Genomic DNA, 11280 nt, shown 5'->3' with positions numbered 1-11280 from the left:
GGGTGGTCACGGTGAGCGTGCGGGGGCGGGTGTCGAGGTTGGCCGCCAGCACCGTGATCTCGCCCCGATGCTCGGCGCCGACGGCCCAGACGAGGCCGTCGGGGCTCGAGCCCGAGAGCAGCTCGCCGCCCGCGAGCCCGGCGAGGGCTGCGATCGCCTCGGCGACCGGCAACGCCGTGCCATCGGAGTCGAGGATGCCGCGCGGCCCCCACGACTCGAAGAACGTCAGGCTCGCGACGCCGGGCACGGCGAGGGCCGCGGCACTCGCGATCGTCCAGGCCGCGAGCTCGGCCGCGTGCTGGCGCGAGTCGTCGGCGTCGATCAGGTGCGTGCCGTAGCCGGCCGACAGATCGGATGCCGCAGGGCGCGGCGGCGCCGTCGTCGCGACGTCGTTGAAGTGCGGCCGTAGCGTGACCGGACCGACGTGCACCGGCACCCCGCCGCCGATCTCGACCGCCTGCGTCGCGACCAGCCGCTGCATCGCGAGCGACTCGACGAGCTGCTCGGTGTCGCGGCTGTGGAAGAGCGGCGTGACGCTGAACGTCAGCCCCGCGAGACCCCGCGGCAGGCGGTGCTGCTCGCGGTTGAGCTCGGTGAAGTGCGAGCGTGCGCCGCCGACGACGGGCACGTCCAGGCCCGACTGATCCAGCGCGTCTCGGAGCAGCGCGACCGTGGCCTCGTCGGAGACGTGACGGCCCGGCCCGGAGGGCTGGAACGCCGCCACCCGCGTCACACGAAGACGACCGAGCGCGGCCATCGCGCCGGAGAGCGCCGAGGCGATCGCGGCATCCGCGCCATCAGACACCCCCGCCTCGGCGGGCAGCACGAGCCGGACGTCGACGGGAGGGCCTTCGGATGCCGCGCGCTCGAGCGCCGCCGGCCACCCCGGCCACGCCAGGTCGAGCTCGACGAGCGTGCTCGCCGCGCGGCCGGTCCCGATGCGTGCCGACGCGGGATCGGGCGCCGGGTCGGGGGCGGTCGACGCGCTCAGCCCGATCGCGGGGAAGTCCCCCGCGCGCCGCAGCTCGATCACGGCATCCCCGATCACATCGCTCTCGGCGGCGGCGTCCTCGGTCGGCGCGGCACCCCGCGTCGGCGCGGCCTCAGCCGTGACGGTGATCTGCTGCCGCACGCGCTCGCCCGCCGCGACCGGGTAGGGGAACGGCAGTGCGAGCGGCCGGCTGTAGACCTTGAACGAGGCGTCGGTCCAGTTGCGCTGGTCCTCCATCTCGAACACATCGCCGTCGAACGCGAGCCCGACATCGACGCCGCCGTCACGCCACCGCAGACCCGCGATGTCGAGCACCGGCTGGTGGGGGCTGATGGCGACCGGAAGCGCCGTCTGCGACACCCCGCCCGTGCTGTGGGTCACCGACAATCCGGCCCCGGCCGCCGAGGGCGGGATGAGGGCGACGAGGCCCGTGCGGTTCGTCTCGATGGGCGTCGCCGCCTCGAGGTCGCACAGCACCCGCAGGCTGTCGCCGCGGACCTCGGCGCGGACGACGCCGCTCAGCGGCATCCGCTCGTCGCCGGTCCGCACGTGCATCGTGAGGCTGGTCTCGCCGGCGGTGACCCGGTCGACGACGAGGTCGAGCGTGTTCCAGTCGCGGTCGCGCACGACGGCCCGGATGCTGCGCAGCACGCGCCGGCCTTCCCGTCGGATGTCGGCGAACTCGTCCCCGCGCAGCTCGAACTCCCAGGCCCCGATCCGTCGCCGATCCGCGGCGTCGCGTCCCCACATCGTCGGCATCCTCAGAGGGTCGTCATGCCGCCGTCGACCGAGAAGGTCGCCCCCGTCGCGAACGAGCCCTCGTCGCTCGCGAGGTAGACCATGATGCCGGTGACGTCGGCGGGGGTGCCGGCGCGGCCCACGGGGATGCGCGAGACGATCGCCGCCCGCGACTCCGGGTCGTCGCTGATGGCCGACACGAGCGGCGTCTCGGTGTACGCGGGCTGGACGGTGTTCACCCGGATGCCGCGATCGGCGTATGCCGCGGCGACCGTGCGGCCGAGCCCGTGCACGCCGGCCTTCGACGCGCTGTAGGCGGTGAACGCCCACCCCTCGCCGTTGACGGCGGTCGGGCTCCCGGTCAGGATGATCGACCCGCCGCCGCGCGACAGCAGCGCGCGGACGGCGTATTTCACGGTGAGGAACGTCCCGGTGAGGTTGATGTCGATCGTCCGCCGCCACACGTCGAGGTCGAGGTCGGCGGCGGGTGCGTCCTGTCCGAAGAGTTGCACGCCGGCGTTCGCGACGACGACGTCGGGCGTCCACCCCGCCGACTCGACCTCGGCGAAGGCCGCCGCGACGGCGGTCTCGTCGGAGATGTCCATCGTCACAGCGCGCGCGAGCGGCCCGAGCGAGGCCGCCGCGTCGCCGACGGCCGGCCCGTTGCGGTCGGCGAGAACGACGCGCGCGCCCTCGGCGACGAAGCGCTCGGCGACGGCGTGTCCGATGCCCATCGCAGCGCCGGTCACGAGCGCCGTCTTGCCCTGCAGTCTCGTCATCGTCGTCGTCCTCAGCGCTCGATGTGATCCAGGTGCAGCATCCGGGCGAGGTTCTTGTCGAGCTCGTCGTCGCGGAAGATCTTCTTCCAGTCGTCCTTGATGATGCTCTCGCGACCGTAGTCCATCGCGATCAGGCACGCATCGCTGAACGGGTTGTCGCCGCGCAGGCCGTTCGCGAGGGCGACCTGCGTGTGGCCGTACAGGATGCTGCGGGCCGCGGCCTCGGGCACGCCCATCGTGTGGATCGCCTCGTCGAGCGCCTCGTTCAGGAGCGAGCCGATCATGCAGGCGACGGTCTCGACGAGGGTCGGCTCGAGCTGCGCGAGCTGCTTGATCGTCACCCAGTGCACGTCGATGACCGGTGCGTAGATCGCGCGAACGGTCTCTTCGACGATGCGCTGCTTCTCGGGGTCGTCCGACTCGATCGCGGCGATCGCGTCCTGCGGGGCCGCGATGCCGCCGAACGTGTCGGCCCACTCCTCCTTCGTGGTCCGCTCGAGGAAGACCGACGGGTGGCACGGGTGCGCGACGGCCTGGATGACGTCGTCGCGCGTCGTCAGCAGGCCCGCGTAGGCGGCGGCCGGGTCGAGCGTCAGCACGATGGCGCCCGGCTTGAGCTGGGGGACGAGATCGGCGGTCACCGGTCCCAGCGCGAGGTCGGGCACGGCGAGCACGACGATGTCGGCGTCGGCGACCGCGGCGGCGGCATCCGTCAGCTCGCGCCCGGCGGCGATCGTGCGCTCGCGCCCGGCCGGGGAGTTCTCGACGTAGAAGATGGTGTGATCGGTCTTGACGAGGTTGTTGGACACGCGCGTGCCCATCTTCCCGCCCGCTCCGACGACGGCGATCGTGTGGCTCATCAGGTGCTCCTCAGGTATTCCAGGGTGGCGCGGGTCCAGTCCCGCTCGGTTCGGACAGTGGTCTCGGCATCGCCCTGCCAGGGCAGCCAGTGCTCGACGATCTCGTTGACCTCGCGCTCGTCGACCCCGCGCTCGCGCGGCCTCACGGTCTCGAGCAGATGGGGGTAGTCGTGCAGGCCCTCGCCCATGCGGGCACCGGTGAACGTGAAACCGACCCAGCCGGGCTGCCGGGCGAAGGCGAAGTCCTTCACGTGGATGTTCGTGACGTAGGGCGCGGCGAGCTCGACGGTCTCGCGCGGCAGCTCCAGGCGCGCGACGACGTTGGCCGGGTCGAGGCACACCCCGAGGGCGGGGCTGTCGACGGCCGCGATGAGCCGCGTGAGATCTGCGGTCGACACCTGCTCGTAGGTCTCCAGAGCGAGGGAGACCCCGGCTGCCTCGTACGCGGGCAGGATGCCGCGCAGCCACGCCTCGGCCTCGACCAGCGTCGGGCGGGAGTCGGGGGCGTAGATCATGCTGCGCACGAGCCGCGCGTCGAAGACCGCGGCGAGCTCGAGGAAGCGGGTCAGACGCTCGGGGGCGACCCCCTTCGTGCCGACCTCGATCGTCAGGCCGAGGTCACGGGCCGCGGCGGCCGCATCGCGCAGCTCGATACCGTCCATGAGCTCCAGCGGCGCGTAATCGCAGATCTGGAACAGGTCGACGCCGAGCTCGCGGGTGCGCTCGAACGCGCCGACGAGCGAGAGGGGCTGGGGTGCACGGTCGGAGTGCTCCCACAGAAAGGCATAGGTGCCGAGGCCGATCACGACGTCGCTCCGTTCTGCGTGCTGCGGGCTGCCGCGAGCTCGGCGGCTTCATCGATGACGCGGCCGAAGGCGGCGGCGTCGTGCGCGAAGCGCCCGAGGAAGAGGCCGTCGACGGCGCCCTCGAGCCGCGCGAGCAGGCCGGGTCCGGCCGAGCCGCCGTAGATGACGCTCGATCCGGCGCGCTCCGGATCGGCGTCGAGCGCTGCCCGCAGCGCACGGCTCACGGTGACGATGTGCGCTGTGGGTGCGGGCTCGGGGGCGCCGATCGCCCACACCGGCTCGTACGCCACGACGACCCGGCCGGCGGGAGCCCCCGTGAGATCCGCGTGCAGCTGAGCGACGGCCGTGCGTGCCGCGGACTCGGCATCCGTCCGTTCCGGCTCTCCGATGCAGAGCACGGGGGTGACGCCGTGTCGCAGGGCCGCCGCTGCCTTGGCCGCCGTGATCTCGTCGGTCTCGCCGAACAGGCGCCGGCGTTCGGCGTGGCCGATCTCGGCGAACGCGCCGCCCGACTCCGCGACCTCCGCCGCGGTGATCTCGCCGGTGTAGGCGCCGGGTTCGTACGCCGAGACGTCCTGCACCCCCACGCGGACGCCGGCGGGCGCGAGGTAGTCGCGCGCATCGTCGAACTGCAGGTAGGTGGGGATGACGAAGACCTCGACGGCGCCGCTGCGCACGGCCTCGCGCTCGCTCACGGCGGCGGCGACCTCGCCGAACCACACGCGGGCGGCGCGTCGGCCGAAGTACGCCTTGAGGCTCACCCCGACGGTCATGGGCGTCATCAGCAGGATCCGGTGCTCTCGTACCGGTCGATGACGGCCACCTTCTCGGCCGAGGCGGAGGACGTGTCGAAGCGGTAGGTCAGCCACTCGCGGACGAGGCGGCGCGCGAGCTCGATGCCCACGACCCGCTGGCCCATCGTCAGCACCTGCGCGTTGTTGGAGAGCACCCCGCGCTCGACCGAGAACGAGTCGTGCGCCGTGACGGCACGGATGCCGGCGACCTTGTTGGCTGCGATCGCGACACCGAGCCCGGTGCCGCAGATGAGCAGGGCGCGGTCGGCCTCGCCGCGTGCGACCCGCTCGGCGGCCTCGATCGCGACGGTCGGGTAGGGGGTGTGGCCGTCGGCGCCGACGCCCACGTCGATGACCGACGCGACGCCGGCGCTGGCCTCGAGGTCGCGCTTGAGCACCTCTTTGTAGTCGAAGCCGGCGTCGTCGCAGCCGATGACGATGCGGAGCGGTTCGGTCATGACGGGGTCCTCTCGTGGTGGGTGAGCACGTCGCCGACGGCGGTGACGATGAGCGCGAGGGAGTGCGCGCCCGGGTCGGGGGTGCCGACGCTGTGCTGGCCGTGGGTGCGCGCCCGGCCCATGCGGGGGAGCAGCGCGGCGGTCGCGGCAGCGGCGGCCGACGCGACGGATGCCGCCGAGCGCCAGGCCTCGGCCAGCGTCGCGCCGCCCGCGACCGCGGTCGTGAGCTGCGCGCTGAAGGGAACGAGGGCGTCGACCATCGTCTTGTCGCCGAGCTCCGCCTTGCCGTACGCCATCACCCCGCGGGTGGCTGCGGTGACACCTGCGGCCACCCCGGCGGCATCCGGCCGTCCCGTGTCGCCGAGCGCGCTCGCGACCGAGGTGAGGATGACGCCCCACAGGGCCCCGGACGTGCCGCCGGCGCGGTCGGACCAGGCATCGGCGGCGCGGGCGAGCGTCGTGGCGGCGCCGGCCCCGGCGGCCGCGCTCTCGTGGGCGGCAGCGCGGGCGGCGTGCGAGCCTCGCTGCATCCCGATGCCGTGGTCGCCGTCGCCCGCGATCGCATCCATCCGTCCCAGCTCGTCGACGTTGGTGTCGACCGTGCGGGCGACCGTGTCGACCACCTCGACGACCACGCGGGCGACGGACTGCGAGTCGGTGTCGCCGGGGACGATGGCGGTGGCGGCTTCACCGCCATCTGCGTCGGCGCCGGCGGTCGTCGCCGTGTACCGACCGGAGGCCTCGGGCGCGACGGAACCGCGGCGGTAGGCCGGGGTGTCGACGGGGGTCTCCCACAGTTCCGCGAGCTCGTCGTCGAGCCAGAACAGCGTGAGCGAGGTGCCCGCCATGTCGAAGCTCGTGCAGTATTCGCCCACGTGCGGGTCGATGACCTCGAGGCCCGCGTCGGCGAGCAGCTGGGCGATGCGCCGGTAGACGACGAACATCTCCTCGTGCTTGAGCGACCCCAGGCCGTTGAGGATGGGCACGACGCGTCCGTCCGCGCCGTCGGGGCGTTCGGCGAGCAGCCGCGACACGAGCAGCTCGGCCAGCCCGTCGGCGGTCGGCACCTCGGCCTCGTCGATGCCCGGCTCGCCGTGGATGCCCAGTCCGATCGCCATGCGCCCCTCGGCAACGCTGAACAGAGGTGCGGGGGCGCCCGGAAGCGTGCATCCCGAGAACGCGACGCCGAACGAGCGCGTCCGGTCGTTCGCGAGGCGCGCCACGCGCGCGACGTCCGCGAGGTCGTAACCGGCGGATGCCGCGCCCGCGGCGGAACGGAAGACCGTGAGGTCTCCCGCGATCCCGCGCCGCCGGTGGATCTCGTCAGCCGATGCGCTGGCGATGTCGTCGGTGACGGCGACCGTCTCGCACGCGATGCCTTCGGCGCGCAGCCGCTCCTGCGCCGCGTCGAAGTTCAGCACGTCGCCGGCGTAGTTGCCGTACGAGAACAGCACCCCGCCGCCGCCGTGAGCTGCGCGGGCGACGGCGTGGATCTGCTGCGTCGAGGGGGAGGCGAAGAGGTTGCCCATCGCGGCGCCGTCGGCCAGGCCGGCCCCGACGAGCCCGCCGAAGGCCGGGTAGTGGCCCGATCCGCCGCCGACGACGACGGCCACCCGGCCCGCGGGCGCGGGCGTGGTGCGGACCACGCCTCCCGAGACGCGTCGGACGTAGCGCGCGTTGGCCGCGACGAAGCCGTCGATCATCTCGTCGGCGAAGTCGGCCGGGTCGTTCCACAGGCGGGTCATCGTGTCGCGGGCCCGTTCTGCGTCGCGGCGGCCGTCTGGCCTGTTCGCGGGACGGCCGCGGGAGCCATCCGGTCGCCGCGCGCGAGCAGCGCCATCAGCACGGCCGAGACGAGCATCATCACGCCGACGATGACCATCGGCACCTCGTAGCCCCCGGTCCAGTCGCGGACGGCGCCGGTGATGTAGGGCGCGCTGAAGCCGGCGAGGTTTCCGACGGTGTTGATCAGGGCGACACCGGCGGCGGCCGCGGCTCCCGTGAGGAAGCGGGTGGGCAGGGTCCAGAAGTTCGGCAGGGCGGCGAAGATCGCGCACGCGGTGACCGTGATGACGGCGATCGTCGCGGCGGGCGAGCCGGCGAAGAGCGCGAGCGGGATCGATACGGCGCCGGCCACGGCGGGCACCGCGATGTGCCAGGTCTTCATGCCGCGGCGGTGGGCGTCGCGCGACCACAGGACCATGACGATCGCCGCGGGCAGGTACGGGATCGCGGTGATCAGGCCCTTCTGGAAGACGTCGAAGGTCTGGCCCGTCTGCTCCTGGAAGCCCTCGATGATCGTCGGGAGGAAGAACGCCAGCGCGTAGAGGCCGTAGATGAAGCCGAAGTAGATGAACGACAGCGCCCACACGCGTCCGCTGCCGAAGGCGAACCGTGCCGAGACGTGCTTCTCGCGTGCCTCGGTCGCCGACCGCTCGGCCGCGAGGGCTCCGGTGAGCCAGGTCTTCTCGTCGGTCGTCAGCCACGCGGCATCCGCGGGGGAGTCCTTCAGGTAGAACCAGGCCACGACGCCGACGACGACGGCGGGGATCGCGACGCCGAGGAACATGAACCGCCATCCCTCGAGCCCGAAGAAGACGCCGTGCTGCTGGATCAGGGCTCCGGCCAGCGGCGCTCCGATCACGGTGGTGAGGGGCTGGGCCAGGTAGAAGAGCATGAGGATGCGGCCGCGGTAGCGCGAGGGCACCCAGAGGCTCAGGAACAGGATCGCGCCGGGGAAGAACCCGGCCTCGGCGACACCGAGCAGGAAGCGCAGGACGACGAGCTGCTCGAAGTTCTGCACCCAGGTGAACAGCACGGCGACGATGCCCCAGCTGACCATGATGCGCGCGAGCCACTTGCGGGCGCCGAAGCGGTGCAGGGCGAGGTTGGAGGGCACCTCGAGCAGGATGTAGCCGATGAAGAACACCCCCGAGGCGAACCCGAACTGCGCGGCGCTCAGGGCGAGGTCGTCGTTCATGCCGTTCGGGGCGGCGAAGCCGATCGCGGTGCGGTCGAGGTAGTTGATGAAGAACATCAAAGCCACGAAGGGCACGAGGCGGATCGCGACCTTGCGGATCGCGGAACGGGCTACGGGGGATTCCGTTTCGGAAGAGGTGTCCACGCTGACTTCCCATCGTCGGTTGCGCGATGGGTTGCCTCATCGCTCGGCTAGTTTGGCAAACCGGTTGACCAATTGCAACCCGAGGGGCGCCGGGTAGGTTTGTCGTCATGCCCGCCTATCGCTCCGACGGATCGCCCGACCTCGCGGCATCCCTCGCGGCGCTCCCGGCGCGCACCCCCGTCTCGGAGGTGGCTCGGCGCCTGCTCGACCTGTTCACGTCGGGCGAGGTCGCCCCGGGAACGCGGCTGCCTCCGGAGCGACAGCTCGCCGCGACGCTCGAAGTCGGCCGATCGGCCGTGCGCGAGGCGCTCGCCGCCCTCGAGATCCTCGGCATCGTCGACGTGCGCCCCGGCTCGGGCACGTACCTGCGCGGTGCGGCGAGCGAGCTGCTGCCGCAGACGCTGCGGTGGGGGCTGCTCATCGGAGAGCGAAACACGCACGAGCTGATCGAGCTGCGATCGGGACTGGAGATCTACGTCGCCCGCCTCGCCGCCGCGGCGGACGGTTCGGGCGACCTCGAGGCTCACGTCGAGCGGATGCGGTCGACGCTCGGCGACCTCGGCGCGTTCGCCCGCGCCGACCTGGCGTTCCACCACGAGCTGGCCCGCATCGCCGGCAACACGATGCTGATCGATCTGCTCCACGTCGTGCGGTCGCTGCTGCAGGTCTACGCCGACCGTGCGGTGCACGACGACGAGCAGGCGCGCCGCGCCCTCGCCGAGCACGAGGAGATCGCGCGGGCCGTCGCCGCCGGCGACGAGGATGCCGCGGCCTCGGCCATGGCCACCCACATGGCCACCGCCGCCCGCCGCATCGCCCCCTGACCGGCCGCTCACAGAACCGCGAGGTCCCACTTCGGCCGGTTATCCGGGTCCCATACCCGGCCGAACGGGGACCTCGAGGTGGGTGCCCGCGCGGGGGCGGGGTCAGTCGGAGAGACGGGTGAGGCGAATGGCCATGTAGGGGCGGCCGGGAAGCTCGACGCGCAGCTGGCCGCGATGCTCGCCCGGCACCGGCTCGACGGTCATGTTCCAGGTGTCGACGACCTCGACCCGCCAGGCGCCCTCCTCGAGGATGACGTTACGGAACCGTGGGCGGTTGAATCCGAAGTAGCCGATCTTCACGGCTCCCGCGACCCCGCCCCACGGCACGTCCCAGTCGCTCGGCAGGGGGTCCCACACCCCGGTCGGCGACTCGGACTGGAGGCGCTCCAGGAACGCGATGCGCTCGGGGGACGACCCGTGCAGCTCGCCGCCCTTCGACCACCAGAGGATCTCGTCATCGCGGCCGTGCGCGGGCGGGTAGTAGGTCTCGCCGTGGCCGACGTAGCCGCCGCGCACCGCGCCCTCCCAGAATCTCCGCGTCATCTCCTCGCCGGTGATGTTGCCCCAGCCCTGGTCGATGTCGCCCTCGTAGGCGCACTCGTCGATGACGACGGGTTTTCCCCACTGCTCGCGCCACTGATCGGTGTTCTCGGCCGTGCGGTAGACGTCGACCCGCTGGATGCTGACGTGCGTGATCCAGGGCTTGTCGTAGTCGTAGACCGGTCGGCAGTTGTGGATGGAGTTGAGGTGACCGAACGCGTCCTCCTCGCCGACGACGGCGGCGAGCCGCTCCCAGTCGTCGAGATCCTTCGACCACAGCAGGTCGTACTCGTTGGCCATCGACCACCACACGTTCGCGTAGCCCGACAGGCGTCGCACGACGTAACGCAGGTAGCGCTCGTCGACGGCCGGTCCGAGGTCGGCGAAACCCCATCGGTCGTAGGCGTGGAAGAGGATGACGTCGGCCTCGATGCCGAGCTCGCCGAGCTGGGCGATCCGCCTCTCGAGGCGGCGGAAGTGCGCGGGGTCGAAGCGCTCGAGGTCGAAACCGTCCGCGAGGCTGCCGACGAAGGGGAAGTCGGCCGGCTCGTCGCTGTTGTACAGGTAGGACTTCGGGAAGACGCACATGCGGAGCTTCGCGAAGGATGCCGCAGCGAGGGTCGACAGCGTCTGCTCCTGCAGCTCGTCGGGCTGGTGCGTCCAGGCGTACGCCGTCGTCCCGAGCGGACGGTGCCTCGTGCCGTCGGCGTGCCGGAAGTGGAAGCCGTCGACGCGAACCGGTCCGTGTGAGCCCGCGCGTGCCGTGACGACCTCGAGAGCGCCGGTGATGCCGTCGAGCGACCGCGCCGTCGACCGGGTGCGGAAGGTCCAGGCGCCGAGAGCGTCGGCGAGGGCGCGGATGACGTAGACGCCGTCGCCGTCGTAGAAGCCGCCGACCCGCACCTCGGCGCCGTCCCGCTCGAAGATCGCGTCGAGCTCGACGTCGACGAAGGGGTTGCCGTGGGCGGGGCCGGTGATGCGGATCTCGATCGGGTCCCACAGGGCGGCGCTCGCCGGTATGTCGAGCGCCGCCGACCCGCGCGCGATGTCGTCGCCCTCGTATGCGGGATCGGGCTCGATCGCCGGCGCGTACGGCGGTCGGGGCGCGCCGCTGCCGACCTCGGCGAGAGCCGCGAAGAAGCGCTCGCGCTCGGCGAGGTCCTCGAGCGCCGGCACGATCGCGACGAGCTGGCCGAGACGACCGCCCCGGAACTGGGTCGCCATCGGCGAGGCGGCGACCCCGGGCATGTACCGCTCGAGGATCGCGCGCGCGGCGGGGTCGTCGAGGGCTTCGCCGAAGGTCGTGGCGCGGTCGAACATTCATGCCTCCTGGGCGGGAACGGGAACGGGATCGGGAGGGTCGGGC

The 11280-nt window shown here is 72.3% G+C and carries 10 protein-coding genes; 1 reads left to right on the top strand and 9 read right to left on the bottom strand.

Going from position 1 to position 11280, the window contains the following annotated elements; translation table 11 throughout:
- From CBF90_RS16000 to CBF90_RS15965, 8 genes are all read right to left on the bottom strand, one after another.
- Positions 1–1750, bottom strand: a 1750-nt coding sequence (locus tag CBF90_RS16000; protein WP_197690599.1) for a hypothetical protein, incomplete at its 3' end; no start/stop codon positions are given.
- 2 nt (positions 1751–1752) lie between these two features.
- Positions 1753–2508 carry an SDR family NAD(P)-dependent oxidoreductase gene (locus tag CBF90_RS15995; protein ID WP_064956278.1) on the bottom strand — a complete coding sequence of 252 codons (756 nt, stop codon included), beginning with the start codon at positions 2506–2508 and terminating at the stop codon, positions 1753–1755.
- Between the two features lie 11 nt (positions 2509–2519).
- Positions 2520–3368 carry a phosphogluconate dehydrogenase C-terminal domain-containing protein gene (locus tag CBF90_RS15990; RefSeq protein WP_088381074.1) on the bottom strand — a complete coding sequence of 283 codons (849 nt, stop codon included), beginning with the start codon at positions 3366–3368 and terminating at the stop codon, positions 2520–2522.
- Positions 3368–4174 carry a sugar phosphate isomerase/epimerase gene (locus tag CBF90_RS15985; protein WP_088381073.1) on the bottom strand — a complete coding sequence of 269 codons (807 nt, stop codon included), beginning with the start codon at positions 4172–4174 and terminating at the stop codon, positions 3368–3370. The genes CBF90_RS15990 and CBF90_RS15985 overlap by 1 nt, the downstream gene beginning before the upstream one ends.
- Positions 4171–4956, bottom strand: a complete 786-nt coding sequence (locus CBF90_RS15980) for a triose-phosphate isomerase family protein (protein WP_064956276.1) — start codon at positions 4954–4956, stop codon at positions 4171–4173. Before CBF90_RS15980 ends, CBF90_RS15985 begins: the two co-directional genes overlap by 4 nt.
- Positions 4956–5426: a ribose-5-phosphate isomerase gene (locus tag CBF90_RS15975; protein ID WP_023952574.1), complete on the bottom strand. Its 471-nt coding sequence runs from the start codon at positions 5424–5426 to the stop codon at positions 4956–4958. The genes CBF90_RS15980 and CBF90_RS15975 overlap by 1 nt, the downstream gene beginning before the upstream one ends.
- On the bottom strand, positions 5423–7171 hold the full coding sequence (locus CBF90_RS15970) for a dihydroxyacetone kinase family protein (protein WP_088381072.1): 1749 nt from the start codon (positions 7169–7171) through the stop codon (positions 5423–5425). Before CBF90_RS15970 ends, CBF90_RS15975 begins: the two co-directional genes overlap by 4 nt.
- A complete protein-coding gene (locus CBF90_RS15965) occupies positions 7168–8550 on the bottom strand; it encodes an MFS transporter (protein WP_023952572.1) in 1383 nt (460 codons plus the stop codon). Before CBF90_RS15965 ends, CBF90_RS15970 begins: the two co-directional genes overlap by 4 nt.
- Before the next feature lie 107 nt (positions 8551–8657).
- Here CBF90_RS15965 and CBF90_RS15960 point away from each other — a divergent pair, with 107 nt between their 5' ends.
- The gene (locus CBF90_RS15960) at positions 8658–9374 is read left to right on the top strand and encodes a FadR/GntR family transcriptional regulator (RefSeq protein ID WP_023952571.1); all 717 of its coding nucleotides are present in this window, start codon (positions 8658–8660) and stop codon (positions 9372–9374) included.
- 102 nt (positions 9375–9476) lie between these two features.
- Here the strand turns inward: CBF90_RS15960 and CBF90_RS15955 are convergent, their stop codons facing one another.
- On the bottom strand, positions 9477–11234 hold the full coding sequence (locus CBF90_RS15955) for a DUF5605 domain-containing protein (protein ID WP_088381071.1): 1758 nt from the start codon (positions 11232–11234) through the stop codon (positions 9477–9479).
- Between the last annotated feature and the right edge of the window lie 46 nt (positions 11235–11280).

Origin of the sequence: Microbacterium sp. AISO3 (assembly GCF_002204305.1) — a bacterium.
GTDB lineage: Bacteria > Actinomycetota > Actinomycetes > Actinomycetales > Microbacteriaceae > Microbacterium > Microbacterium arborescens.
The sequence above is the reverse complement of the archived record's forward strand: the minus strand, read 5'-3'. Positions and strand labels throughout refer to the sequence as shown.

Bases quoted from the DNA above. Each gene is read 5' to 3' on its own strand.
- CBF90_RS15970 (WP_088381072.1), bottom strand. From the start codon at position 7,171: ATGACCCGCCTGTGGAACGACCCGGCCGACTTCGCCGACGAGATGATC.
- CBF90_RS15990 (WP_088381074.1), bottom strand. From the start codon at position 3,368: ATGAGCCACACGATCGCCGTCGTCGGAGCGGGCGGGAAGATGGGCACG.
- CBF90_RS15995 (WP_064956278.1), bottom strand. From the start codon at position 2,508: ATGACGAGACTGCAGGGCAAGACGGCGCTCGTGACCGGCGCTGCGATG.
- CBF90_RS15980 (WP_064956276.1), bottom strand. From the start codon at position 4,956: ATGACGCCCATGACCGTCGGGGTGAGCCTCAAGGCGTACTTCGGCCGA.
- CBF90_RS15960 (WP_023952571.1), top strand. From the start codon at position 8,658: ATGCCCGCCTATCGCTCCGACGGATCGCCCGACCTCGCGGCATCCCTC.
- CBF90_RS15955 (WP_088381071.1), bottom strand. From the start codon at position 11,234: ATGTTCGACCGCGCCACGACCTTCGGCGAAGCCCTCGACGACCCCGCC.
- CBF90_RS15975 (WP_023952574.1), bottom strand. From the start codon at position 5,426: ATGACCGAACCGCTCCGCATCGTCATCGGCTGCGACGACGCCGGCTTC.